This is a genomic window from Streptomyces krungchingensis (assembly GCF_054729265.1).
On the sequence record NZ_JBPUKY010000001.1, the window covers coordinates 4,260,903 to 4,285,132 of the forward strand.

Here is a 24,230-nt window from a genome sequence, read left to right on the forward strand (position 1 = left end):
GAGTTCCTCATGTCCGACAACACCAGAGGCCATCGTCCGACGGGCCGGGCCCTCACCCGCGTGAGGTCCCTGCCGTCCTGGTCGCTGCTCGCCGCCGGCACGGTGCTCGGCGGCGCGCTGGGCGGCGCCTACGGCATGGTGAAGCCTCCGACGTACACCGCCACGAGCTACGTCATCGCCGTGCCGACCGACAAGGGCGACCCGGCGGCCGCGCTCGGCTTCGCCCAGGCCTACGGCCGGGTCGCCACCCAGCTCGCGGTGCTCGGGGACGCCCAGGTGTGGGCGGGCGTGCCGGTGCGCACGCTCCAGTCGCACGTGCGGACGGCGACCTCGCCCGACGCCCCGATGGTCGCCGTGTCGGCCACCTCCGGGCGCCCGGACGTCGCCGCCGACATGGCCAACGCCGTCGCCCGCTCGCTGACCCGGCACGCGAACGACAACCGGAGCAGCACCCACGTCGAGCTGGTCTCGTTCTCCCGCGCGGTGCGTCCCGCCCAGGCCTCCTCGCCGTCGCCGACGGTGACGGGGCTGGTCGGCGCCAGCGCGGGCGGGCTGCTCGGCGGCCTTCTGCTGCTCGTCCGTCCGCGGCGCGGCGCCGAGGCCGCCCGCCCGGCGTCCGTACCGAGCCCGGCGCCCGCCGTCGAAGTGCACGGCCAGCTGTGAGCGGCACCCTGCAGACCGCGGTACGAGGCTCGTCGAGAACAGAACTCGTCACCGACGAGCGGGAGTTCGCCGCGCTGGAGCCGGCCTGGGGACGCCTGTACCGCCGCTGCGGGGCCGCCACGCCGTTCCAGAACCACGCCTGGCTGCACTCCTGGTGGCTCTCGTACGGCATGCCGGGACGGCTGCGCCTGATGGTGGTCCGTGACGGGGGTGAACTCCGCGCCGTCGCGCCCCTGATGAGGCAGCGCAGGCCGCTGCCCGCCCTCGTACCGCTCGGCGGGTCGATCACCGACTACGGGGACGTGCTGCTCGACGACGAGTACGCGGACCGGGCGGCGGCCACGCTCACCGAGGGGCTGTCCGAGGCCGCCCGCAGCGCCCTGATCGACTTCCGCGAGGTCCGCCCCGGCGGCGCGGCGGAGCGGATCTACGAGCGCTGGCGCGGACCGCGCCGACGGGTGCGGGACTCGGTGTGCCTGGAGCTGCCCGCCACGTCGATGGACGAACTGGCGGGCCGGCTGCCCTCCTCGAAGGCCCAGCGCGTCCGCGCCAAGCTGCGCAAGCTGACCGCGCTGGGCGTGGAGCAGCACGTCGTGGGCCCCGACGGGGTGGGCGCGGCGCTGCACCGCCTCCTCGAACTGCACCGGCTGCAGTGGGAGGGCCGGCCGATGACCGCCGAGCACGTCCAGGAGCGGTTCTGCGAGCATCTGGTCCGGTCGATGGTCCCGATGGTGCGCTCCGGGGACGCGGTGGTCACCGAGTTCCGGCTCGACGACTCGGTGGTGGCCGTGGACCTCACCCTGCTGTCCCGGTGCCTCGTGGGCGGCTATCTGTACGGCGCGGATCCCCGGCTGCGCGAACGCAAGGCGGACGTGGCCGTGATGCTGCTCAGCGCCTGCACCCGGCACACCGAGGGGAGCGGGCGCGGATCGCTGAGCCTGCTGCGCGGCGACGAACCGTACAAGCACCACTGGCGCCCGGAGACCGTCGTCAACCAGCGTCTGCTGCTCGCCCGGCACCGCACCGCGCCGCTGATGTCGGCGGTGGTCTGCGACGTCGCCGCGCGCAACCGGGGCAGAGAGCTGATGCGGGGCCGGCAGGAGCATGAGGGCGGCAGGCCGTGAACGGCCCGCCGCCTTCCCCGTCTCACCGGCTGCGCGACCACCAGTCGAAGCGCAGGCACAGCTTGCCGCCCATCCAGTACTCGACCCAGTCCCCCAGGTCGACGGGGGTGCAGCCCGGCGGGTGCACCGGCGTCGGCTCCGGTGTGGGAGTCGGCGTGGGCGTCGGCGTGGGCGTCGGCTCCGGTGTGGGCGTGGGCGTCGGCTCCGGTGTGGGCGTAGGCGTCGGCTCCGGTGTAGGCGTGGGCGTCGGGGTGGGCGTGGGTGTCGGGTCGGTGCGTCCGAGGAGCGCCGCACGGTAGACCGCAGCCGCCTTCGGGTTCTCCCCGCACTGCCAGACGCCGTGCGGGCAGTAGTCCGTGATCGTGTTGTACACCGGCTTGTGCTCGTCGAACCACGCGAGCATGCCCTTCATGTACGACACGTCGTCGCCGTTGCGGTAGAGCCCCCATTCCGGGTAGGCCACGGGCTTTCCGTGGGCCTTCGCGAAGTCCACGTGCCGCTGGAGGCCGTACGGCTCCGTCACCTGCTCCTCGAAGGGCAGCCCGTTCGGCTGGTCGTACGCGTCCATGCCGATGATGTCGACGGTGTCGTCCCCCGGGTAGCACTGGGTCCAGGGAATGGCGTCCCGGCCGCGGTTGGGGGTGAACTCGAACCGGAACTTCTGCCCCGGCACCGCGCGCATGGTGGTGACGATGCGCTTCCAGTACGCCTTCCAGGCCGCGGGGTCGGGACCGCACCGGTGGGTGTACGTGATGCCGTTCATCTCCCAGCCGAGCACGATGACGGTGTCCGGCACCTTCAGCTCGACAAGACGTTCGGCGAGGGCCCGGAAGTGACCGTCGAACAGCCCGGCCGCTCCCTGGCGCAGCCGCAGCCGGACCCCGGCGTCGGAGATGTTCTCCTCGTTGCGCTCCAGCATCGGCACGTTGAGGACGAACAGCCTGTCGTCCCGCTCGCGCCGCCATCGGGCCCAGTCGTCGAGGAAGTCGGGCGCGCCCTCGATGTTGCTCCAGCGGTCACCCGGCAGATACGTGTGTCCGACCCGCACGTCGGCGCCGCCCAGCCACGTGCCGAACTTCGCGATACGGGCGATGCCCGGGGGTCCGTAGTCGAGGTACGCCCCGAAGGCGTTGCGGCCCTCGGTGGACGGCGGCGGCTCGGCGGACGGTGTCGCCGTCCCCGGCTGCGTCGCGGGGGTGGTCGGTGCGGCGGGAGCGCTGGGCGTGGCGGGGATCGCCGGTGCCGACGGCGTCGGGGCGGGCGGCGGGACTGCCGGGTCGGTGACCTGGACCGCTCCTGCGCCGGCGGCGTGTCCCGGACCCGCCGCGAGGACGACCGCCGCCACGACGCCGGCCGCGACGAACGCCGACCGCCCGCTTCGGGGCCGCAGTTGCTGTGGGGCCATGTCCGCTCCCGGCGCGCTCGGAACCGCGTGATGCGTTTCGATTACTGACATACAGTCATATAAGTACCCCTTTTGCCGAACATGGCATCGGTCTTCATGGGTGAGGATCACTCGCACGGATGACCATGGCCGGGAATCCGTCCACGCCGTTCCCCGCGACGATCGCGTCGGGTTCCCTGAACGCGTCGAGCGCCCCGGCCCGGCTCGCCCGCCGCGGACATGGCCGGCCCCGTTGCTCCGAGTGGCCGCCGGGTGGAGCACCGGCTCGGGTGCCGGACGCGCTCCTGCGTCGTCCGGCACCCGCAGCAGGGCGCTAACGGCGGGAGGCTGCTCGGCCTCGCCGGTACAGGAGGATTCCGCCCGCCAGCAGGGCTGCGCTGGCGGCCGACGCCGCGAGAGTGCCCTCACTGCCGGTGTTCGGCAGCGATCCGCCGGGAGGAGGAGGCGTCTGCTCCTCGACGGGCGGCGGCGTGGACGCCGGCGTGGGCGGGGTGTACGTCGGCGGAGGCGTGGCCGGCGGCGTCGACGGCGGGGTCACCGTCCTCGGAGGCGTGGTCGTCGGCGGCGGCGCCGTCGGAGGCGTGGTCGTCGGAGGCGTGGTCGTCGGAGGCGTCGTCTTCGGCGGAGTCGTCGGAGGCGTCGTCGAAGGCGTGTCCCCGTAGCCGCACTCGTTCCCGAAGGCCGGGTTGAGCGCGGAGACCACGTCCACGGTGTTGCCGCAGGCGTTCACCGGCACGTCCAACGGCACCTGGAACAGGCCGCCCGACAGGACGCCGGGCGATCCGGTGCTCTCCCCGTGCGCCGAGGAGCCGCTGTACGTGCCGGGCGTCACGCGCCCGATGTCGTCCGGGCCGTGGACGGAGTCGTCGTCGTGCTGCGACACACCCGGCACACCCGACGTCCCGCTCGTCTCCGTCGTGCCGCTCGTCCCGCCCGAACCCGAGCCGTTGGCACAGGAGTTGCCGAAGGCCGGGTTGAGCAGTGCGATCACGTCGACGGTGTTGCCGCAGGCGTTCACCGGTACGTTCAGCGGAACCTGGACGTTGTTGCCCGAGGCGATGCCGGGCGAGTCCGCGGCGACCCCTTCCGCGCCCGCGTCGGCGAAGGCCGGGTTCCCGTACAGGGACACGATGCTCGTCGCGGCCGCGGCCACGACCATTCCCCTACTCAGAGTCTGTCGCAATCTCGTTGATCTTCCTGCTGGTAGAAGTGAGGAAGGCCGACCCCGGACGCGAAGAGGCAGTCCGAGGCCGGCCGCGGCTCAGCCGAGGCGGCTGATCCGTCGCCGCGTCAGTCGTTGTTGGCGCAGCCGTTGCCCAGCGCCGGGTTCAGCAGCCCGATGACGTCGACCGTGTCGCCGCACACATTGAGGGGCACGTCCACGGGGACCTGGACCACGTTGCCCGACAGGACACCGGGGGACTCGGCGGCGCCGCCCTGGGCACCGGAGTCGGCGAAGGCGGGGACAGCCATGCCCAGGGCCGCGATCGTGCCCGCGACGACTGCAGCGCTCTTCTTGAGCTTCACGCACTTTCCCTTCTCTGCGGTCATGCCCGTTTGACGGCCGAAACCGAGCGAGCACAGCATGAACGGCTCGCACCATGACCTACGGGCTGTGAACGAGCGACAACGGGGCGAAGAAACTGCGAAACCCGGTCCGCTTGTTAATTCACTCGAATCGCCCGCACCGAATGCGCACGAAAACTTCACATCGGAAGAAACGCTTCTCCGGACCGGTCCGAATATCTCGCCGCCCACGGCGGGAAAGCACGGAAAGGCCCGGGCCTGCCGCATGACGCGGCACTCGGCCCGAGCCTCTCGTGAACAGCCGTCAGCTGTTGGTGGCGCCGCTGCCGGAGGCCACCGGGATGTTGTCCAGGATGTGCGAGAGCGGCTCGTCACCCTTGGCCTGGGTGGAGTTCTCGGCACACTGCTGGTTCTGCGCGGCCGACAGCACCGGCACGTCCTGGACGGCGGTGACGGGCACCAGGACACCCACGACCGAACCCACGTTGGCCTTGGCGGGAAGGCCCACGCACAGCTTGTTCAGGTCGCCCTGGGCGACGGAGAGCTGGGGGCTCATGTCGCCCTGGGTGACGCCGTTGCCGTAGGACTGCTCGGCACCGGTCCCCTGGGTCGTGGTGACGCCGTCGTCGTTCCCGATCGCCAGCGCCTGCGGGGCGGCCGTCGCCGAGACACCGACGACGGAAGCCGCGACCGCCGCCGCGGCCATTGCCTTCTTGAGCATTACTCCGGTCCTTTCCTGGCAGAGACAGGTATTCCTGCTCCCACATCAACCGGCGCCGGCGGGATTGGTTTCGTCCCGTCACCCGGATGGTGCGTTCAGGGTTGCGGAATTCACGGAACCTCTGGCCCGAGGACTCGGCGAAGACGCCACCCGTATGGGCCATTGGGGTGAACCGGAGCAACCATGTGGACCGGTTCCAGTTGTCCAGAGCGCTCCGGTGTACGGGGTTACTCCAGAAGGGATCAGCAAGTGATCAAGAAGGTTATGGCCGCCGCCGCGGTCGCCGCTTCCGTCGTCGGAGCCACGGCTGCCGCCGCGCCGCAGGCGCTGGCGATCGGGAACGACGACGGTGTCACCACCACCCAGGGCACCGACTCCGCGCAGATCTACGGCAACCAGGCCACCTACGGCACCATGAGCCCGCAGATGGCGCTCGTCCAGGGCTCGCTGAACAAGCCCTGCATCGGCCTGCCGGTCAAGGGCAATGTCGGCTCGGTCGTCGGTCTCGTCCCGATCACCGCCGTCCAGGACGTCCCGGTCCTGTCGGCCCCGCAGAACCAGCAGTGCACCGAGAACTCCACCCAGGCCAAGGGCGACGAGCCGCTCTCGCACATCCTGGACAACATCCCGGTCCTGTCGGGCAACGGCGCCTCCGGCAGCTGACCTTCCGGCACCGCGCACAGCGGGCCGCCGGGTGTCCCGGCGGCCCGCTGCCGCTGTCGGCTCCATGACGACAGCGGCACCGGCACTCGGATCCCTCAGACCCCCCTGGGCCGTTCGGGGCACACGCAGCAACCGGACGGCCCGCACCAGAGTTGATCATTGCGCGGCTCCGCACCGGAGTCCGCTCTCCGAAAGGGCAACGAACATGAAGAAGCTGTGGGCGACCGCGGCCATTGCCGCTTCTCTCGCCGGCGTCTCGGCTGCCGCCGCGCCGCAGGCACTGGCGATCGGGAACGACGACGGTGTCACCACCACCCAGGGCACCGACTCCACGCAGGCCTATGGCAACCAGGCCACGAACGGCGACCTGAGCCCCCAGCTCTCGCTGGTGCAGGGCTCGCTGAACAAGCCCTGTGTGGGCCTGCCCGCCAAGGCCAACGTCGGTTCCGTCGTCGGCGCGATCCCGGTCACCGCCGTCCAGGACGTGCCGATCCTGTCGGCCCCGCAGAACCAGCAGTGCACCGAGAACTCCACCCAGGCCAAGGGCGACGAGCCGCTCTCGCACATCCTGGACAACATCCCGGTCCTGTCGGGCAACGGCGCCAACAACAGCTGACCTCCCGGTACCGCGGACAGCGGGTCGCCCCTCGGGGCGGCCCGCTGTTCCCGTGTGCGGGGACCGGCCGCTCCCCCGTGCCGGTACGGGGCCGCTCAGCTCCGGTAGAGCTCCTCGATGTCCGCGGCGTACGCCGTGGTGACCGCGTGCCGCTTCACCTTCAGCGAGGGGGTGAGCAGACCGTTGTCCTCGGTGAACTCGCCCGCCACCAGGGCGAAGCGGCGGATCGACTCGGCCCGGGAGACCGCCGCGTTGGCGTAGTCCACGGCCTTCTGGACGTCGGCGCGCATCCGCGGGTCCGCGACGACGTCGGACAGCGGGGTGTCCGCGGGCAGTCCGCGCACGGCGAGCCAGTGGGCGAGGGACTCGGCGTCGAGGGTGATCAGGGCCGCGACGTACGGGCGGTTGTCGCCGACGACGACGCACTGGCCGACGGGCGAACGGCTGCGCAGCCGGTCCTCCAGGACGGCGGGCGAGACGTTCTTGCCGCCGGAGGTGACGAGGATGTCCTTCTTGCGGCCGGTGATGGTGAGGTAGCCGTCCTCGTCGAGGGCACCGAGGTCGCCGGTGGCGAACCAGTCGTCGGTGAGGACGGCGTCGGTGGCGGCCGGATTGTTCCAGTAGGAGCCGAAGACGATGCCGCCCTTGATGAGGACCTCGCCGTCGTCGGCGATGCGCACGGCGGTGCCCGGGACCGGCAGGCCGACGGTCCCGGGGCGGGGTTCCAGGGGCGGGACGATGGTGGCGGCCGCGGACGTCTCGGTGAGGCCGTACCCCTCGTAGACGATGATTCCGGCCGCGTAGAAGAACAGGTTGAGGTTGCGGTCGAGCGGGGAGCCGCCGCTGATGGCGTAGCGGGCCCGGCCGCCCAGTTCCTTGCGGATACGGCGGTAGACGAGCAGGTCGTACAGCGCCCAGGCGGCGTACAGTCCGGGGCCGGGGCCCTTGCCCACGCCCAGGAACTTGTTCAGGTAGGCCTCGCCGAAACGGACGCCGATGCGGTCGGCACGGTCGAAGGAGGCTCCCCGGCCGATCTTCTCGGCCGTGGCCCGCCCGGTGTCGTGGATCTTCTCGAAGAGGTACGGGACGCCGACGAGGAAGGTCGGGCGGAACTGCCGGAGCGCGGGCCGGAGTTCGTCCGGCTTGATGCTCGGGCAGTGGCCCAGTTCGATGCGCGCCATGAGGCAGGCGATCTGCAGGGTGCGGCCCAGGATGTGGGCGAGCGGCAGGAAGAGGAGGGTCGAGGCCGTCTGGCCGGTGACCTCCTTGAAGACGGGGTGCAGCAGCTCGACCGTGTTGGCGGCCTCGGCGTGCAGATTGGCGTGGGTGAGGACGCAGCCCTTGGGCTGTCCGGTGGTCCCGGAGGTGTAGCAGACGGTCGCGACGGTGTCGGGGGTCAGCGCGGCGCGCCGCTTGGCCACCTCCTCGTCGGCGATGTCCCGTCCCAGGGCGGCGAGTTCACCGAGTGCGTCCGCGTCCAGCCGCCACACGCGCGGGGGTTCGGGGTGCCGTGCCGTGCCGCCGGCCACGGTGTCCGCGTTCTCGCCGGTCTCGACGACGACGAACCGGGCGCCCGAGTCCCGGACGATCCACTCCACCTGCTCGGCCGACGAGGTCGCGTAGACGGGGACGGTCTGTCCGCCGGCCGCCCAGACGGCGAAGTCGAGGACCGTCCACTCGTAGCGGGTGCGGGACATCACCGCGACGCGGCCGCCCGGCTCCAGGCCCGCCGCGATCAGGCCCTTGGCGGCATCGGTGACCTCGCGGGCGAAGGCGGCCGCGGTCACCGGCCGCCACACGCCCTGCTCCGCGCGGCGCAGGACGACCGCATGGGGGGCCTCGGCCGCGTTGGTGAAGGGCAGGTCGGCGGTGCTGCCGGTGGTGGGGGCCGGGGCGAGACGTGCGGCGCGCGCCTCGCGGACCGTGCCGTTCTCGTCCCGGACGAGCTCCACCCTGCTGCGGTCCGCCAGGTCGGCGCGCCGCCTCGCCCGTTTCAGATCCTTGCGTACGCCCATGACGGCTCCCGGTCGGGGGGACTTGCTCGGGGTACTTACTCTGGAGTCAACTTACTCAGGCGTAACGGAAATTCAATGGGTTGCGCACGGTCGATGAACCGGGCCGGGCCGGCCGGACGGCGGCGGACGCCCGCCGTCCGGCCCTCCAGGGGGCGCCCCGTTCAGCCCTCCAGGGGACTCCTCCGCTCAGCCCTTCAGCCGGTTCGCCTGCTCGAGAGCGGTCGCCAGCCCGCGTACCGCCGGGTCCTCGGAGTCGTCGGCGAGCCTGTCGGCGCGGGTGGCGAGTTCACCGAGCGGAAGCGCGCCGGGCAGGGCGTCGCCCGCGCGCAGACCGTCGGCGAAGTAGGCCGCCACGGCGGCGACTTGGAGGGAGCGGTCGGCCGTCCACAGGTCGCCGTCGAGGGAACCGGCCTCCAGCAGTCCGGACTCCTCGTGCGGGGCGCGGGTGTCGGGGTCCTGCCAGCGGACGCTCGCGGTGGCGAGGTGGCCCGAGGCGCCGGGGCGGGTGCGGACGGCGTAGAGCGCGGTGACCGTGTGGCCGGGGCCGACCTCGCCGCCGTCGACCCGGTCGTCGCGGAAGTCCTCGTCGGCCACCGCGCGGTTGTCGTAGCCGATGAGCCGGAACTGCTCGACCGTCTGCGGGTCGAAGGCGACCTGCGCCTTGGCGTCGCGGGCCGTCAGGTCGATGTTCCGCGGGAGCTGGTCGCAGAAGACGGTACGGGCTTCGTCGCGGTCCGAGACGTACACCGTGTGCCCGTCGCCCTTGTCGGCGAGGCGCTCCATGAGGGCGTCGCCGTAGTCGCTGCCGACCCCGACGCCGAACAGGGTGACGCCGTGCTCGCGGCGGGCGTCGGAGATGCGCTCCAGGATGCTGTCGGCGTCCGTGTCACCGGTGTTGGCGAGGGCGTCCGAGATGAGCACGACCCGGTTGGTGGCGCCCTCGCGCAGTCCCTCGACCGCCGTCTCGTAGCCCCTGTCCACGCCGGCGCCGAGGTTGGTCGAGTCCGTCGGCTCCAGGCTGCCGATCGCGTCGTGGACACGGCCCCGGCGGTCGCCGAGCCGGGTCATCGGCAGGACGGTCTCCGCCTTGTCGCTGAAGGTGACCAGGGCGACGGAGTCGTCGTCGCGCAGCCGGTCCGTCATCACGTCGAGGGAGTCCTTGGCCAGGTCGAGGCGGCCGGGCTCGGCCATGGAACCGGAGATGTCGATGACGAAGGTGAGGGCGGCGGGCGGCCGTTCCCGCTCGTCCTCGGCGGCGCGGGTGGCGAGCCCGACGCGGACGAGTGACCAGCGCTCGTCGTCGGTGCGGGCGCCGTCGACGGTGACGGTGAAGCCGTTGCCGTCGGGGCGCCGGTAGTCCTGGCGGAAGCTGTTGACGAATTCCTCGGGCCGGACGGTGGACGGGTCCGGGACCCTGCCGCCCGCGAGGGTGCGGCGGGCGTAGCCGTAGGAGGCGGTGTCGACGTCCAGGGCGAAGGTGGAGAGGTAGTCGGGGGACGGTGCGATCTCCCGGTCGGGCGCCCCGGTCTGTTCGCCCTCCTGCGCGCCCTGGGCGTCGCCCGTGGGCCGGTCGGGGGCGGGCAGCGGGAGGGTGCGCCCCCCGGACTTGTCGGCGTGGTCCGCCGAGTTGCCGCCGTCGCTCGCGCTGCATCCCGTCAGCAGGACGGCGCCCGCGGCCGTCAGCGCGAGCAGGGTGCCGCGCAGCCGGCGGCCTCCCGCGTCCCGTGTGCGTATCCGTGTCAGGTGCGTCCCCATGCTGCCCCCTCGGTGAGCGGCCGTGTGTGGGCCGACGTCTGTGACTGTGACGGCCGAGGGGGCCCGGACGTGCGCTCCGGGGTGTTGCGGATGGATCTCGAAGCGGCCACGACGGGGGGCCTTCGAGACCGGTGGGTGATCCTCCGGAGACCTAGGACACGACGTCCTTGCGCCGGAAACCGCGGAAGGCCAGCGCGAACAGCACGAGCGCGTACGTTATGGAAATCGCCGTGCCCTGGATCATGCCGCTCCACTCCGGGGTCGGCTGGACGGCGTCGGCCCACGCGAACTGCCAGTGCGCGGGAAGGAAGTCGCGCCAGTGGCCGAGGGCGGTGACGGCGTCCAGGACGTTCCCCACGATCGTCAGGCCGACCGCGCCGCCGACCGCGCCGAGCGGGGCGTCCGTCTTGGTGGACAGCCAGAACGCGAGGCCCGCGGTGACGAGTTGGGACACGAAGACGTACGCGATCACCACGAGGAGCCGCTGGGTCGCGGTGCCCGCGGGGAGCGCGCCTCCGGTGGGGATCTCCAGCGGTCCCCAGCCGTAGGCGGCGGTGCCCACCGCGATCGCGACGACCGGCAGCAGGATCATCGCGGCGAGGCTGAGGCCGAGGGCGACGACGAGTTTGGACCACAGCAGCCGGGCCCGGGGCACGGGCGCGGCCAGCAGATAGCGCAGCGACGACCAGCTCGCCTCGGAGGCGATGGTGTCCCCGCAGAACAGGGCGACCGGGATCACCAGGAGGAAGCCCGCGGACACGAACAGGTTCACCGCGGCGAAGTTGGCGCCGGACGCGGTGGCCGTGTCCATGAGGGTGACCTGGCCGTTGCGCGAGCCCGGGTCGCCGCCGATCGCGAACGCCACGACCAGGACGAAGGGCAGCGCCGCGAGGATCGCCCCCATCACGAGGGTGCGGCGCCGCTTCAGCTGCCGGATCAGTTCGACGCGCAGCGGCAGGGTGCGCCGGGCGCGGTACCCGTCGGCCGTCTCGCCGCGCTCGACGAGCGTGCTCATGCGGAGCCTCCGATCAGGGTGAGGAACGCGTCTTCCAGACGGCGGTGCGGGCCCATCGACGCCACCGGCACTTCGAGCCGTACGAGTTCGACGACCAGGCGCTCGGCGCTGCCCCCGGGGGCGAGCCGGACCAGCAGTCCGCCTTCGGTGGCGACGGCCGACGCCACGCCGGGCAACGCGCCGACCTTCTCGACGACGGGCTCGTCCACGGGCGAACCGGTGCCGACGAGCAGGGTGTCGCCGGAGCCGACGATCTCGCTCACCGGGCCGGCCTGGACCAGTCGGCCGCGGTCCATGACCACGAGGTGCGTGCAGGACTGCTCGACCTCGGCGAGGAGGTGGCTGGAGACGATGACCGTGCGGCCCGCGGCGGCGTAGCGGATCATGACCTCGCGCATCTCGCGGATCTGCGGCGGGTCCAGTCCGTTGGTCGGTTCGTCGAGGATGAGGAGATCGGGCAGGCCGAGCATCGCCTGGGCGATGGCGAGGCGCTGACGCATGCCCTGGGAGTAGGTGCGGACGGCGCGGGCCAGCGCGTCGCCGAGGCCCGCGATCTCCAGGGCCTCCTCCAGGTGGGCGTCCTCGGGCGGGCGGCCCGTCGCCCGCCAGTACAGCTCCAGGTTCTCGCGGCCGGACAGGTGCGGGAGGAAGCCCGCGCCCTCGACGAACGCCCCGACCCGGGAGAGGACCGGCGCGCCCGGCCGGATCGCGTGCCCGAAGACGCGGATCTCGCCGTCGTCCGGCCCGATGAGGCCCATGAGCATACGCAGGGTGGTCGTCTTGCCCGCGCCGTTCGGTCCGAGCAGGCCGAGGACCTGGCCCTTCTCCACGCGGAACGACAGGTCCCGTACCGCGTACCGGTCGGCGGACCCGGCGTACCGCTTGCTCAGGCCGGTGATCTGGAGCGGGACTTCGGCGAGGTCCGGGTCGGGTGCGGCCGGCGCCGTGCGGCGGCGGGCGGTGAGCAGCAGGGCGAGCGCGGCCAGCGCTCCGGCGAGCGGCAGCCACCACACCCAGGAGGGCAGCGGCGCGGCGGCGGTCTCCACGCCGGGCGCCGTGGGGACCGTGAGGTCGCCCTTCAGGGACACGGTGTACGTGGCCGGGGCGGACGGTGAGGCGTAGCCGAGGTCGGTCGAGGCGAGGACGAGGCGCAGCCGGTGGCCCTTCTGCACTTCGTGGTCGACGGCGGGCAGGGTGACCGTGACGTCCTTGCCGGTCCTGGCGCCCTCGACGCGCAGCGGTGTGACGAGCTGGGAGGGCAGCACCTGCTGCCGGCCGCCCGGCCCGACGTCGTAGACCTTCGCGAACAGGACCGCGTCGTCGGCGCTCGACGTGACGTGCACCGTCGCCGTGGGGGTGCCGGTGATCCGCAGGTCGTCGCGGAGCACCGGGGAATCGAAGTGCGCGTACTGGTCGGGGAAGTCGAGGGAGACCCCGACGCCGAGGGAGGACAGCTGGGCGAGGCCGCCCGAGCCGCCGAGGCCCGGCAGCGCCGAGATGGCGGGCGGGCCGCCGCCGGCGGGGTTGTCGAAGCGCTGCTCGCGGCCGCTCAGCGGGACGGTGCGCCGTCCGTCGGTCAGGCCGGGATACGTGTTCGCGCTCGCGCCGCGCAGCTGTGCGGCCCCGTCGGTGGAGTCGATGCCGCCGGTGCGGGTGACGCGGAAGGCGGGGCCGGTGTCGGCGCCCTCGTCGTCCTTCAGGTAGCGGTCGAACCAGGCGGCGACCCGGGACTCGACGCGGCCGGTCTCCATGTCGCCGCCGTCGTGGCCGCCGGAGATCCAGTCGACGTCCACGGGTGCTCCGTTCGCCCGGATCGCGCGGGCCGTCGCGTCGGCCTGGCCGAGCGGGAACAGCGAGTCGGACTGGCCCTGGACGACGAGCGTGGGCACCTTGATGCGGTCGCCGACGGCGGAGGGGCTGCGCTCCTGGAGCATCCGGGTGGCGGCCTCGTCGGGCTTGCCGGACTCGGCGACGCGGTTGTACATGGCGCACAGCCGGGGCTGGAAGCGGTCGCAGCCGCCACCGGTGTTGACGAAGACACCGGCCCAGAGCTTCTTGAACACGCCGTTCGGGAAGAGGGCGTCGGCCAGGTTCCAGTACGTGACGGCCGGGGCGATCGCGTCGACCCGCCGGTCGTACGCGGCGGCGAGCAGCGAGACCGCGCCGCCGTACGAGGCGCCGGTGACGCCGACGCGCGGGTCGCCGTCCGCGTCGAGCCGGACCTCGGGCCGCCGCGCGAGCCAGTCGATCAGCCGGGACACGTCGGCGACCTCGGCGTCGGGGTCGTTCAGCCCGATCGTGCCGGTGGAGCGGCCGAAGCCGCGTGCCGACCAGGTCAGCACCGCGTATCCGTCGCGGGCCAGCCGCTCCGCCTCGTCCCGGACGTCGGCCTTGCTGCCGCCGAAGCCGTGCGCGAGGAGCACGGCGGGGCGGCGGTGCGAGGGCGGGCCCGCGGTGAAGTACGAGGTGTCGACGCGCACACCGCCGCTCATAGCCATGACGCGGTCGGCGCGGTGCACGGGAGGCGCGTCGTCCGAGGCGACGGCCGTCCAGGTGCCGGCGCCGGCGAGCACGGCGAGGGCGGCGGCCGCGGCGGCGAACCTCCCCCGGGTGCCCGGCCACGTCCGACCGGGGAGCGGGCCCCGGCGCGGCCCGCGCGGTCGGGGCAGTCGAAGATCCATGCTCCAACGGTACGGGCGGGGACCGGCGACGGATGCAGCCACCGGGCTGAACCCCGGCCCCTCCCACAGGAGTACGGGCGGGTACCGGCGTACCGCGTCCGTGGTACGAACGGCCCATGGAGATGCGCCGCGCCACCACGGTCGGGGAACTGACCCCCGCCGAGTACCTCTTCGACCACCCCGTGCGTCCCGAATGGGCCCGGCGTTTCCTGGAGACCCAGGGCCACCACCTGTTCCTGGCGTACGAGGACGGCGGTCCCGTCGGGTTCGTCAGCGGTGTGGAGACGGTCCACCCCGACAAGGGCACCGAGATGTTCCTGTACGAGCTGGCGGTCGCCGGACCGTTCCGGCGGCGCGGCACCGGGAGCGCGCTGGTGCGGGCACTCGCCGCGCTGGCCCGGGAGCGCGGCTGCTACGGCATGTGGGTCGGCGTCGACACCGGGAACGACGTCGCCCTTGCCACCTACCGCAGCGCGGGTGGCAAGGACGACGGGTCGTGCACGGTGGTGACCTGGGACTTCGCCTAGGGGGTTTCGTTCGACCCGGGCTGATCCGAACGAAGCCCCCCTAGGCCTGCGCGTCCTCCGGGATGGACACCAGCCAGCGGGTCTCGCGGCGCGGCCGCAGGTAGAAGGCCCAGTACAGGGTGGCGACGGCCGTGATGCCGCCGGTCCACAGCAGGTAGGAGGTCTCCTGCTGGCTGAGGATGTAGGCGAGGACCGCGATGAGCAGGACGGGCATCGCGGGCCACAGCGGCATCCGCCAGGCCTGCGTGTGGCGGTGCTGTCCGCGGCGGGCGAGCAGGGCGGCGACGGCGACGAGCAGGTACATGGCCGTCACGGAGACGCCGGTCACGCCGTAGAGCGTGTCCAGGTTGACGAAGCACAGGAGCGCTCCGGGGACGCCCACGAGGAGCGTGGCGACCCAGGGGGAACCGAAGCGGCCGAGGCGTGACAGGCCCTTGTTGACGGGCTCGGGCCAGGCCTTGTCACGGGCCGAGGCGAACAGGACCCGCGAGTTCTGGATGACCATGACGATGCCCGCGTTGATGATCGCGAGGGCGACGCACAGGCTGACGAAGGTGCCGACGGCGGAGTTCGACCACGCGGTGACCATGCTGCTGATGTCGCCGCCGGTGAGGGCGGAGAGGTCCGAGGCGCCCATGGTGATGGCGACGACCGGGACCAGGATGATCACGGTGGAGATGGCGAGGGTGGCCAGGACCGTGCGGGCGACGTTGCGGCGCGGGTTCTCCAGCTCCTCGGAGAGGTAGACGGCGGTGGAGAAGCCCTGGGTGACGAAGAGGGCGATGGCGAGTCCGGAGACGACCAGCATGGCCGTGACGGTGTCCGTGTGGCCTCCGGAGCCCGCGACCTGCATCGAGACCAGGCTGCCCGGGCCGCGCTCGCTGTGGGCGAAGCCGAGGACCGCCACGACGGCCGCCGCGATGACTTCGAGAACCAGGAAGATGCCGGTGATCCAGGCGTTGGCCCGCAGGTCGAGCAGGCCCGCGAGGGTGGCGAGGAGCATCACGCCGGCGCCGGTCATGGCGGGGTCGAGGTGCACGATCGGCGCGAGGTAGTCGGCCGTGCCCATCGCGATCACCGGCGGCACGATCATGACGACCAGCAGGGAGAGCACGAAGACCAGCCAGCCCGCGAGGCGTCCGGCCATCGTCGAGACCATCGCGTACTCGCCGCCGGCGCTGGGGATGAGGGTGCCCAGCTCCGAGTAGCAGAACGCCACGGCTATGCAGAGGAGGGAGCCGATGGCGATCGTGAGGGCGGTGGCGGTGCCGAGCGAGCCGAACAGGTCGGGCACGACCACGAAGAGCGTGGAGGCGGGTGTCACGCAGGAGAGCGTCAGCAGGGTGCCGCCGACGACGCCGATGGAGCGCTTGAGCTTTCGAGGGCTGTCCGGCGCCGAGGGGGCGGCGTCCAGGACTGCGGTCTCGACAGGGCGGAGCGTGTCGGTCATGAAGCGGTTCCGATCGACTCGTGCGTCAGGTGATTCGGGCGGGAGCGATATCGCCTCCGGCGGCTCGCGTCGTACGTCATTTCGTCCGCTCCCGACGTTGATGGAACCTTGACGGAAACCGTTGCGTCAATGGCCGTTTACCTTCGGAATCCGCACTAGCGGAGCGACCCATGTCACATCGCTTTCCTAGGTAAGTGCGCCTCTATATGGCAATCATCAAGACTCAGCGGACTGTGACCTTGCTTTCAAAGGCTTAGTGAGCGAAATACTTACGCCACCCGTTTCATCACCCGCACACGGGAACCGCAGCGCCGCCGCGTAAATTCACCTGGATTTCTCGGCGGTCGGGACGACTACCGAGCGGTAGGCCCCCGGCTCCCGCGGAGGAACTGCGGCCGCGCATGAAGAAGCGGCCGCACAAGAAGAAGGGGGAGCCGGCCGGCCGGAAGGAACACGGACAGGCTCGCGGGACGAACGGCGCCGGACGCACCGGTGCCCCGGAACCGGCTCGCGGTTCCGGGGCACGGAGGGGCTGTCTCAGTGGTTGCGCGGGAAGCCCAGGTCGACGCCGGCCGGCGCCTCGGACGGGTCCGGCCAGCGGGTGGTGACGACCTTGCCGCGGGTGTAGAAGTGCGTGCCGTCGTTGCCGTAGATGTGGTGGTCCCCGAAGAGGGAGTCCTTCCAGCCACCGAAGGAGTGGTAGCCCACGGGCACCGGGATCGGCACGTTCACGCCGACCATGCCCGCCTCGATCTCCAGCTGGAAGCGGCGGGCGGCGCCGCCGTCCCGGGTGAAGATCGCGGTGCCGTTGCCGAACGGCGACGCGTTGATGAGGGCGACACCCTCCTCGTAGGTGTCGACGCGCAGCACGCACAGGACGGGGCCGAAGATCTCGTCCTTGTACGCGTCCGCCGACGTGGGCACCTTGTCGAGCAGCGAGAGGCCGATCCAGTGGCCGTCCTCGTAGCCCTCGACGGTGTAGCCGGTGCCGTCCAGGACGACCTCGGAGCCCTGGGCCGCCGCGCCGGCCACGTACGACGCGACCTTGTCGCGGTGCGCGGCCGTGATCAGCGGGCCCATCTCGGAGGTCGGGTCGTTGCCCGGACCGATCTTGATCTTCTCGGCGCGCTCGCGGATCTTCGCGACGAGCTCGTCGCCGACCGAGCCGACGGCCACCACGGCCGAGATGGCCATGCAGCGCTCACCGGCCGAGCCGTAGGCGGCCGACACGGCGGCGTCCGCCGCGGCGTCCAGGTCCGCGTCCGGGAGGACCAGCATGTGGTTCTTGGCACCGCCCAGGGCCTGGACGCGCTTGCCGTTCGCCGAGGCCGTGGTGTGGATGTAGCGGGCGATCGGGGTCGAGCCCACGAAGGAGACGGCGGCGACGTCCGGGTGCTCCAGCAGGCGGTCGACGGCCACCTTGTCGCCGTGCACGACGTTGAAGACGCCGTCCGGCAGACCGGCCTCGGCCAGCAGCTCGGCGACCTTCATCGACGCCGACGGGTCCTTCTCGGACGGCTTGAGCACGAAGGTGTTGCCGCACGCGATGGCGATCGGGAACATCCACATGGGCACCATGGCCGGGAAGTTGAACGGCGTGATGCCCGCGACGACGCCGAGCGGCTGGCGGATCGACGACACGTCGACCCGGGAAGCCACCTCGGTCGACAGCTCGCCCTTCAGCTGCACGGTGATCCCGCACGCCAGGTCGACGATCTCCAGGCCGCGGGCGACCTCGCCGAGCGCGTCCGAGTGCACCTTGCCGTGCTCGGCGGTGATCAGCTCGGCGATCTCGTCGCGGTGGGCGTCGAGCAGCGCCCGGAACTTGAACAGGATCGTGCTCCGCCTGGCCAGCGAGGACTGGCCCCAGGTCGCGTACGCGTCCTTCGCGGCGGCGACCGCGGCGTCCACCTCGTCGACGGTCGCGAAGGCGACCTGCGTGGTCACGGCGCCGGTCGCCGGGTCGGTGACCGGCCCGTACGTACCCGACGCACCTTCGACGGTCTTGCCACCGATCCAGTGGTTGACGGTCTTCGTCATGGCCAAAAACTCCTTCACAGATGGCGGCGTCGGGCGGCGACGTGCCGGTCGTACTCCTCGCGCGCCTTGACCGCCGACGATCGGGTCGCGGTCTCGGCCACAGGTACATCCCACCAGGCTTGCGCCGGGGGCGCGCCCGACACTGTGTCTGCCGTTTCGGTCTCGACGTAGACACATGTGGGAGTGTCCGCCGCGCGCGCCTCGGCCAGGGCGGCCCGCAGGTCACGCACGGTCTTCGCGCGTAGGACGCGCATCCCCAGGCTGGCCGCGTTGGCCGCGAGGTCGACGGGCAGCGGAGCGCCCGTGTACGTGTGGTCCTCGGCCCGGAAGCGGTACGCCGTGCCGTACCGCTCGCCGCCCACGGCCTCGGAGAGACCGCCGATCGAGGCGTACCCGTGGTTCTGCAGGATCAGCACCTTGATCGCGACGCCCTCCTGCACGGCGGTGACGATCTCCGTCGGCATCATCAGATACGTGCCGTCGCCGACCAGCGCCCACACCGGGCGGTCCGGGGCCGCCATCCGCACACCGATCGCGGCCGGGATCTCGTAGCCCATGCACGAGTATCCGTACTCGACGTGGTACTGGTCCCGGGACCGGGTGCGCCACAGCTTGTGCAGGTCCCCGGGGAGCGAGCCGGCCGCGTTGATCAGGATGTCGTCCTCGGTGACCAGCTCGTCGAGCATGCCGAGGACCTGCGGCTGGGTCGGGCGTATGTCGTCGTCCTCGGTCTCGTAGGCCGCGTCGACCCGGTACTCCCAGCGCTCCTTGTCGTCCGTGTACTCGGTGACGTAGGCCGGCTCGGCGCGGTGGTCGTGCAGCAGCAGCGCCTCGGTCAGCTCCTCCAGTCCCGCCCTGGCGTCGGCGACCAGCGGGAGGCCGCCGAGTTTGTGGCCGTCGTACGGCGCGATGTTGAGGTTCAGGAAACGCACGCCCGAGCCGCCGAAGAGGGTGCCGGAGGCGGTGGTGAAGTCGGTGTAGCGGGTGCCGACGCCGATCACCAGGTCGGCGGTGCGGGCCAGCTCGTCGGCGGTCGCGGTGCCGGTGTGGCCGATGCCGCCGACGTCCTGCGGGTGGTCCCAGCGCAGCGAGCCCTTGCCCGCCTGGGTGGAGGCCACCGGGATGCGGGTGGCGGAGGCCAGCTCGGCGAGCGCCCCCTCGGCACGGCTGTGGTGGACGCCGCCGCCCGCGACGATCAGCGGACGCCGGGCCTCACGGATCGCCCGCACGGCGGCGGCCAGCTCGGCCTGGTCGACCGCCGGGCGGCGCACCGCCCAGGTCCGCTCGGCGAAGAACTCCTCCGGCCAGTCGTACGCCTCCGCCTGCACGTCCTGCGGCAGCGCCAGGGTGACGGCGCCGGTCTCGACGGGGTCGGTGAGCACACGCATCGCCTGGAGGGCGGCCGGGATCAGCGCCTCGGGGCGGGTGATCCGGTCGAAGTACCGGGACACCGGGCGCAGGCAGTCGTTGACCGACACGTCGCCCGCGTAGGGGACTTCGAGCTGCTGGAGGACCGGGTCGGCGGGGCGGGTCGCGAAGACGTCGCCGGGCAGCAGCAGCACCGGGAGGTGGTTGACGGTGGCGAGGGCCGCGCCGGTGACGAGGTTCGTGGCGCCGGGGCCGATGGAGGTGGTGACGGCGTGCGTGGACAGCCGGCCGGACTGGCGGGCGTAACCGACCGCCGCGTGCACCATGGCCTGCTCGTTGCGGCCCTGGTGGTAGGGCATGACGTCGCCGTACTCGACGAGTGCCTGGCCGATCCCGGCGACGTTGCCGTGGCCGAAGATGCCCCAGGTGGCGCCGATCAGCCGCTGCCGGTCGCCGTCCCGTTCCGTGTACTGGGCTGCCAGGAAGCGCACCAGCGCCTGTGCGACCGTCAGCCTCGTCGTTGAGGTCATCGGTATCCCTCTGTGGTCTCTAGGTGTCCCGGGTGGAAGCAGATCCGCCACTCCCTGTCCTTGCCCGGTCCGGCCATGACGTTCAGGTAGTACATCGTGTGGCCGGGCTGGGCGACGGACGGGCCGTGCCATCCGTCGGGGACGAGGACGGCATCGCCGGTGCGGACCTCGGCGAGGACGTCGGAGCCACCCTCGCGCGAAGGGAATACGCGCTGATAGCCGAAACCGTTCGGGCCGTCGATCTCGAAGTAGTAGATCTCCTCCAGTTCGCTCTCCTCGCCCGGCCGGTACTCGTCGTGCTTGTGCGGCGGGTACGAGGACCAGTTGCCGCCCGGGGTGATGACCTCGACGGCGATGAGCCGGTCGCAGTCGAAGGCGTCCGCGGAGGCGAAATTGCGCACCTGGCGGGCGCAGTTGCCGCTGCCGCGGGCTTCGACGGGAACCTCCGGCGCGGGGCCGTAGCGGGCGGGGAGTCGGCGCTCGCACTTCGCTCCTGCCAGGGCGAAGCGGCCTCCCGCACCGGAGGCGATCTGGACCCGGGCGTCGCGGGGCACGTACGCGAAGTCGGAGACTCCGGCGAACACGCCTTCCCTGCCCAGGAGGGGGAACTCTGCTTCCTCGATGCCGTCCTTGACGCGGACCGTGCAGCCGCCGGCGAGCGGGAGCACGATCCACTCGCTGTCACCGGTGGTGAAGGTGTGGGTGCCGTCGGGCGGCAGTTCGACGACCCGCAGGCTCGCATGGGTCCAGCCGGCCCGCTCGGGGTCGATGTCGAGCGCGTAGTGCGCGTCGGCGGTGGCGCCTCGGGGGACGTACAGCTCTTTGCTCATGCGGCCCTCACAGCAGTCCTACGGCGGTGTCCACGGCCGCGGCGACATCGCCGTCCGCCGGGTAGAGCAAGGAGCGGCCCACCACCAGGCCCCGCACGGTGGGCAGTTGGAGCGCGCCGCGCCACTTCTCGTACGCGCCCTCCTGGTCCTCCGCGACATCGCCGCCGAGCAGGACCGCGGGCAGGGTGGAGGTCTCCATGACACGGGCCATGTCGTCGGGGTTGTCCGTGACGGGAACCTTCAGCCACGTGTACGCCGAAGTGCCGCCCAGACCGCTGGCGATGGCGATGGACTTGATGACGGCCTCGGCGCTCAGGTCGTTGCGCAGCGTGCCGTCGTCGCGGCGGTGGCACAGGAACGGCTCGACGAAGACCGGCAGCCGCCGCTCGGCCATCTCGTCGATCACCCGGGCGGTGGACTCCAGCGTGCGCAGGGAGCCCGGATCGTCGTAGTCGATACGCAGCAGCAGCTTGCCCGCGTCGAAACCGAGCCGCTCGATGTCCCGTGGCCGGTGGCCGGTGAACCGGTCGTCCAACTCGAAGGAGGCGCCCGCGAGTCCGCCCCGGTTCATCGAACCGAGGACGACCTTGTCGTCGAGCGCGCCGAGCAGCAGCAGGTCGTCGAGGATGTCGGCGGTGGCGAGCACGCCGTCGACACCGGGACGGGACAGGGCGAGGCAGAGCCGCTCCAGGAGGTCGGCGCGGCCGGCCATGGCGAGCCTGCGGTCGCCGACGGCCAGCGCGCCCCGGGCCGGGTGGTCCGCCGCGACGATCATCAGACGCCCGGAGTCGCCCACCAGGGGACGGCGCACCCGGCGGGCGGCGGCCTCGGCGATCGCCTCGGGGTGCCGGGCGCGGGTGCGGACCAGGCCGGCGAGGTCGACCGTGCGGTACGGCGGGCGGAGTTCGCCGTGGCCGGCGCGGGCACCGGTGGCCGCACCGGCGGGGCCGGCGGCGTCGCCGCCCTGCTCGTGCCGGGCGCCCCCGACGTGGCCCGCTCTCATCGCACCTCTCCCGCCGTGATCGCGTCCTCGATCTCCTCGGGCGTCGGCATCGCGGAGGAGCACTCCAGGCGGGACGCGACGATGGCTCCGGCGGCGTTGGCGTGCCGCATGACGCGCTCCAGGTCCCAGCCGGCGAGCAGTCCGTGGCACAGGGAACCGCCGAACGCGTCGCCGGCGCCGAGGCCGTTGAGGACGTCGACCGGGAGCGGCGGGACCTCGGCGCGGGAGCCGTCGCGGTGGACGGCGAGGACGCCCTTGGGTCCCTGCTTCACCACCGCGAGTTCGACGCCCGCGTCCAGCAGGGCACGGGCGGCGGCGTCCGGTTCGCGCTCGCCGGTCGCGATCTCGACCTCGTCGAGGTTGCCGACCGCGACGGTGGTGTGGCGCAGGGCCTCGGCGTAGAACGGGCGGGCCGTCCCGGGGTCCTTCCAGAACATGGGCCGCCAGTCCAGGTCGAAGACCGTCGCGGCGGACCGGGCTCGGTGGGCCAGGGCCGCGAGGGTCGCGGTGCGGCTGGGCTCCTCGCTCAGGCCCGTGCCGGTCACCCAGAACAGACGGGCCGCGCGGATGGCCTCCAGATCGAGGTCCCGTGCGTGGATCTCCAGGTCCGGGGCCTTGGGCTGCCGGTAGAAGTAGAGCGGGAAGTCGTCGGGCGGGAAGACCTCGCAGAAGGTGACGGGGGTGGGCAGTCCGGGCACCGCCGTGACCCAGCGGTCGTCGACCCCGAAACCGCGCAGCGCCTCGTGGAGGTATGCGCCGAACGGGTCCTCACCCGTCCGTGTGATCACCGCCGTACGCCGTCCGAGCCGGGCGGCGGCCACCGCCACGTTCGTCGCCGAGCCGCCGAGGAACTTCCCGAAGGACGTCACCCGGGCCAGCGTGACCCCCGTCTGCAACGGGTAGAGGTCCACACCGATCCGCCCCATGGTGATCAGGTCGTACGCCATCGCCTTCCCTTCGCTACGGCTGAACCCAGGTCTAGTCCCGCGCGGGGAACCCTGTCAACGTTTTGTCCAGACATTCGGACGATGGCTTGACAGCTTTCCGGGGCCGCCCGAAGCTGACGCCCATGACGTCGTTGCCGCCGCAGTCATCGCCTCACCCGTCGCCGCAGTCGCCGCCTTCGTCCTCACTGTCCCGCATCCGGATCGGTTCGGCTCCCGACTCCTGGGGCGTCTGGTTCCCCGACGACCCCCGGCAGATCCCCTGGCGGCAATTCCTGGACGAGGTCTCCGAGTCCGGGTACGAGTGGATCGAACTCGGCCCGTACGGCTATCTGCCCACCGATCCCGGCGTCCTGAAGGAGGAGACGGCGCGACGCGGACTCACCGTCTCGGCCGGCACCGTCTTCACCGCCCTGCACAAGGGGCCCGAGGTGTGGGAGTCCACCTGGGCGCACGTCGCGGACATCGCCGCACTGACCCGGGCGATGGGCGCCGAGCACCTCGTCGTCATTCCCGCGTTCTGGCGCGACGACAAGACCGGCGCGGTGCTGGAGGACAGCACGCTGACCCCCACGCAGTGGCGCAACCTGACCGCGCAGACGGAGCGGCTCGCCCACGAGGTGCGGGAGCGCTTCGGGTTGCGGATCGTCGTCCACCCGCACGCCGACACACACATCGACAGCGAGGAGAACGTCACGCGTTTCCTCGACTCGACCGACTCCTCCCTCGTGTCCCTGTGCCTCGACACCGGTCACTACGCCTACTGCGGCGGGGACAGCGTCAAGCTCATCGAGACGTACGGCGAGCGCATCGGCTACCTCCACCTCAAGCAGGTGGACCCGCTGGTCCTGGCCGAGGTGCGGGCCGGCGAGGTGCCGTTCGGGCCCGCCGTGGCCCGCGGCGTGATGTGCGAACCGCCGTCCGGTGTACCGGCGCTGGAGCCCGTGCTCGCCGCCGCGCAGCGGCTCGGCGTCGAACTCTTCGCCATCGTGGAACAGGACATGTACCCGTGCCCGCCCGACAAGCCGCTGCCGATCGCCCGGCGGACCCGGGCGTTCCTGAGGTCGTGCGGGGCGTAGCGGCGCGGTCGCCCTGTCGACGGGCGCCGTGGGATGCAGCTGCGCGGTCGCCCTGGCGGGAGCGCGGAGCCTGACCGGCCCCGCGGGGCGCGGCGACGCGGTTGCCTCCGTCGGGAGAGCGGAGCCGGACGGGTCCCGCGGGGCGCGGCGACGCGGTTGCCCCCGCCGGGAGAGCGGAGCCGGACGGGTCCCGCGGGGCCCGGCGAACCCGGTCGCCCCGTCGAGAGCGAGACGGGCCTTCCGGCCGGCGGGGCCGCGTTGCACGATGGGTGTT

At 72.2% G+C, this 24,230-nt stretch carries 20 protein-coding genes; 6 read left to right on the forward strand and 14 right to left on the reverse strand.

Annotated elements, in window-relative coordinates; genetic code table 11:
- The first annotated feature begins 9 nt into the window (after window positions 1–9).
- Complete coding sequence (locus ACSYGO_RS18830; protein ID WP_426681139.1) at window positions 10–663, forward strand: YveK family protein; 654 nt, start codon at window positions 10–12, stop codon at window positions 661–663.
- Complete coding sequence (locus ACSYGO_RS18835; RefSeq protein ID WP_432172079.1) at window positions 660–1,787, forward strand: GNAT family N-acetyltransferase; 1,128 nt, start codon at window positions 660–662, stop codon at window positions 1,785–1,787. The genes ACSYGO_RS18830 and ACSYGO_RS18835 overlap by 4 nt, the downstream gene beginning before the upstream one ends.
- A gap of 22 nt (window positions 1,788–1,809) precedes the next feature.
- Here the strand turns inward: ACSYGO_RS18835 and ACSYGO_RS18840 are convergent, their stop codons facing one another.
- The 4 genes from ACSYGO_RS18840 to ACSYGO_RS18855 form a co-directional block, all read right to left on the reverse strand.
- The gene (locus tag ACSYGO_RS18840; RefSeq protein ID WP_460387113.1) at window positions 1,810–3,192 is read right to left on the reverse strand and encodes a glycoside hydrolase family 26 protein; all 1,383 of its coding nucleotides are present in this window, start codon (window positions 3,190–3,192) and stop codon (window positions 1,810–1,812) included.
- Window positions 3,193–3,505: 313 nt separating this feature from the next.
- The gene (locus ACSYGO_RS18845; protein WP_460387114.1) at window positions 3,506–4,351 is read right to left on the reverse strand and encodes a chaplin; all 846 of its coding nucleotides are present in this window, start codon (window positions 4,349–4,351) and stop codon (window positions 3,506–3,508) included.
- 131 nt (window positions 4,352–4,482) lie between these two features.
- Window positions 4,483–4,743, reverse strand: coding sequence for a chaplin (locus ACSYGO_RS18850; protein WP_426681135.1), 261 nt, complete (start codon window positions 4,741–4,743; stop codon window positions 4,483–4,485).
- A gap of 280 nt (window positions 4,744–5,023) precedes the next feature.
- Window positions 5,024–5,440, reverse strand: a complete 417-nt coding sequence (locus ACSYGO_RS18855) for a rodlin (RefSeq protein WP_432172081.1) — start codon at window positions 5,438–5,440, stop codon at window positions 5,024–5,026.
- Between the two features lie 249 nt (window positions 5,441–5,689).
- Between ACSYGO_RS18855 and ACSYGO_RS18860 the strand changes: the two genes are divergently transcribed.
- Complete coding sequence (locus tag ACSYGO_RS18860) at window positions 5,690–6,103, forward strand: rodlin (protein WP_426681133.1); 414 nt, start codon at window positions 5,690–5,692, stop codon at window positions 6,101–6,103.
- A gap of 205 nt (window positions 6,104–6,308) precedes the next feature.
- On the forward strand, window positions 6,309–6,719 hold the full coding sequence (locus ACSYGO_RS18865; protein ID WP_426681132.1) for a rodlin: 411 nt from the start codon (window positions 6,309–6,311) through the stop codon (window positions 6,717–6,719).
- 95 nt (window positions 6,720–6,814) lie between these two features.
- On the opposite strand, the gene ACSYGO_RS18870 is transcribed toward ACSYGO_RS18865, so the two are convergent.
- From ACSYGO_RS18870 to ACSYGO_RS18885, 4 genes are all read right to left on the reverse strand, one after another.
- On the reverse strand, window positions 6,815–8,734 hold the full coding sequence (locus ACSYGO_RS18870) for an AMP-dependent synthetase/ligase (RefSeq protein ID WP_460387115.1): 1,920 nt from the start codon (window positions 8,732–8,734) through the stop codon (window positions 6,815–6,817).
- Window positions 8,735–8,920: 186 nt separating this feature from the next.
- Window positions 8,921–10,489, reverse strand: a complete 1,569-nt coding sequence (locus tag ACSYGO_RS18875; protein WP_460387116.1) for a vWA domain-containing protein — start codon at window positions 10,487–10,489, stop codon at window positions 8,921–8,923.
- A 151-nt stretch (window positions 10,490–10,640) separates the two neighbouring features.
- Window positions 10,641–11,504 (reverse strand): ABC transporter permease, encoded by an 864-nt coding sequence (locus ACSYGO_RS18880; protein WP_426681129.1) that lies wholly within the window; start codon window positions 11,502–11,504, stop codon window positions 10,641–10,643.
- Window positions 11,501–14,185: an alpha/beta fold hydrolase gene (locus tag ACSYGO_RS18885; protein ID WP_460387117.1), complete on the reverse strand. Its 2,685-nt coding sequence runs from the start codon at window positions 14,183–14,185 to the stop codon at window positions 11,501–11,503. Before ACSYGO_RS18885 ends, ACSYGO_RS18880 begins: the two co-directional genes overlap by 4 nt.
- Before the next feature lie 116 nt (window positions 14,186–14,301).
- Between ACSYGO_RS18885 and ACSYGO_RS18890 the strand changes: the two genes are divergently transcribed.
- On the forward strand, window positions 14,302–14,712 hold the full coding sequence (locus ACSYGO_RS18890) for a GNAT family N-acetyltransferase (RefSeq protein WP_460387118.1): 411 nt from the start codon (window positions 14,302–14,304) through the stop codon (window positions 14,710–14,712).
- Window positions 14,713–14,752: 40 nt separating this feature from the next.
- Here the strand turns inward: ACSYGO_RS18890 and ACSYGO_RS18895 are convergent, their stop codons facing one another.
- The 6 genes from ACSYGO_RS18895 to iolC all read right to left on the reverse strand — a co-directional run bounded on the left by ACSYGO_RS18895 (window position 14,753) and on the right by iolC (window position 22,880).
- Window positions 14,753–16,162 carry an APC family permease gene (locus tag ACSYGO_RS18895; protein ID WP_432172086.1) on the reverse strand — a complete coding sequence of 470 codons (1,410 nt, stop codon included), beginning with the start codon at window positions 16,160–16,162 and terminating at the stop codon, window positions 14,753–14,755.
- Window positions 16,163–16,699: 537 nt separating this feature from the next.
- Window positions 16,700–18,202, reverse strand: coding sequence for a CoA-acylating methylmalonate-semialdehyde dehydrogenase (gene mmsA / locus ACSYGO_RS18900; protein ID WP_460387119.1), 1,503 nt, complete (start codon window positions 18,200–18,202; stop codon window positions 16,700–16,702).
- 14 nt (window positions 18,203–18,216) lie between these two features.
- Window positions 18,217–20,100 carry a 3D-(3,5/4)-trihydroxycyclohexane-1,2-dione acylhydrolase (decyclizing) gene (gene iolD, locus ACSYGO_RS18905; RefSeq protein WP_426681124.1) on the reverse strand — a complete coding sequence of 628 codons (1,884 nt, stop codon included), beginning with the start codon at window positions 20,098–20,100 and terminating at the stop codon, window positions 18,217–18,219.
- Entirely contained in the window at window positions 20,097–20,930 is an 834-nt protein-coding gene (gene iolB / locus ACSYGO_RS18910) for a 5-deoxy-glucuronate isomerase (protein ID WP_426681123.1), read from the reverse strand. Before iolB ends, iolD begins: the two co-directional genes overlap by 4 nt.
- A gap of 7 nt (window positions 20,931–20,937) precedes the next feature.
- Entirely contained in the window at window positions 20,938–21,933 is a 996-nt protein-coding gene (locus ACSYGO_RS18915; protein WP_432172088.1) for a Cgl0159 family (beta/alpha)8-fold protein, read from the reverse strand.
- Complete coding sequence (gene iolC / locus ACSYGO_RS18920) at window positions 21,930–22,880, reverse strand: 5-dehydro-2-deoxygluconokinase (RefSeq protein WP_426681121.1); 951 nt, start codon at window positions 22,878–22,880, stop codon at window positions 21,930–21,932. Before iolC ends, ACSYGO_RS18915 begins: the two co-directional genes overlap by 4 nt.
- Before the next feature lie 122 nt (window positions 22,881–23,002).
- Here iolC and ACSYGO_RS18925 point away from each other — a divergent pair, with 122 nt between their 5' ends.
- Window positions 23,003–23,956, forward strand: a complete 954-nt coding sequence (locus ACSYGO_RS18925; RefSeq protein WP_426681120.1) for a sugar phosphate isomerase/epimerase family protein — start codon at window positions 23,003–23,005, stop codon at window positions 23,954–23,956.
- The last annotated feature ends 274 nt before the right edge of the window (window positions 23,957–24,230 follow it).

Coding starts and splice junctions, on each gene's coding strand:
- ACSYGO_RS18855 (WP_432172081.1), bottom strand. CDS start 5,440: ATGCTCAAGAAGGCAATGGCCGCGGCGGCGGTCGCGGCTTCCGTCGTC.
- ACSYGO_RS18840 (WP_460387113.1), bottom strand. CDS start 3,192: ATGGCCCCACAGCAACTGCGGCCCCGAAGCGGGCGGTCGGCGTTCGTC.
- ACSYGO_RS18915 (WP_432172088.1), bottom strand. CDS start 21,933: ATGAGAGCGGGCCACGTCGGGGGCGCCCGGCACGAGCAGGGCGGCGAC.
- iolB (WP_426681123.1), bottom strand. CDS start 20,930: ATGAGCAAAGAGCTGTACGTCCCCCGAGGCGCCACCGCCGACGCGCAC.
- ACSYGO_RS18890 (WP_460387118.1), top strand. CDS start 14,302: ATGGAGATGCGCCGCGCCACCACGGTCGGGGAACTGACCCCCGCCGAG.
- ACSYGO_RS18870 (WP_460387115.1), bottom strand. CDS start 8,734: ATGGGCGTACGCAAGGATCTGAAACGGGCGAGGCGGCGCGCCGACCTG.
- ACSYGO_RS18875 (WP_460387116.1), bottom strand. CDS start 10,489: ATGGGGACGCACCTGACACGGATACGCACACGGGACGCGGGAGGCCGC.
- iolD (WP_426681124.1), bottom strand. CDS start 20,100: ATGACCTCAACGACGAGGCTGACGGTCGCACAGGCGCTGGTGCGCTTC.
- ACSYGO_RS18880 (WP_426681129.1), bottom strand. CDS start 11,504: ATGAGCACGCTCGTCGAGCGCGGCGAGACGGCCGACGGGTACCGCGCC.
- ACSYGO_RS18845 (WP_460387114.1), bottom strand. CDS start 4,351: ATGGTCGTGGCCGCGGCCGCGACGAGCATCGTGTCCCTGTACGGGAAC.
- ACSYGO_RS18865 (WP_426681132.1), top strand. CDS start 6,309: ATGAAGAAGCTGTGGGCGACCGCGGCCATTGCCGCTTCTCTCGCCGGC.
- ACSYGO_RS18895 (WP_432172086.1), bottom strand. CDS start 16,162: ATGACCGACACGCTCCGCCCTGTCGAGACCGCAGTCCTGGACGCCGCC.
- mmsA (WP_460387119.1), bottom strand. CDS start 18,202: ATGACGAAGACCGTCAACCACTGGATCGGTGGCAAGACCGTCGAAGGT.
- ACSYGO_RS18830 (WP_426681139.1), top strand. CDS start 10: ATGTCCGACAACACCAGAGGCCATCGTCCGACGGGCCGGGCCCTCACC.
- iolC (WP_426681121.1), bottom strand. CDS start 22,880: ATGGCGTACGACCTGATCACCATGGGGCGGATCGGTGTGGACCTCTAC.
- ACSYGO_RS18925 (WP_426681120.1), top strand. CDS start 23,003: ATGACGTCGTTGCCGCCGCAGTCATCGCCTCACCCGTCGCCGCAGTCG.
- ACSYGO_RS18850 (WP_426681135.1), bottom strand. CDS start 4,743: ATGACCGCAGAGAAGGGAAAGTGCGTGAAGCTCAAGAAGAGCGCTGCA.
- ACSYGO_RS18885 (WP_460387117.1), bottom strand. CDS start 14,185: ATGGATCTTCGACTGCCCCGACCGCGCGGGCCGCGCCGGGGCCCGCTC.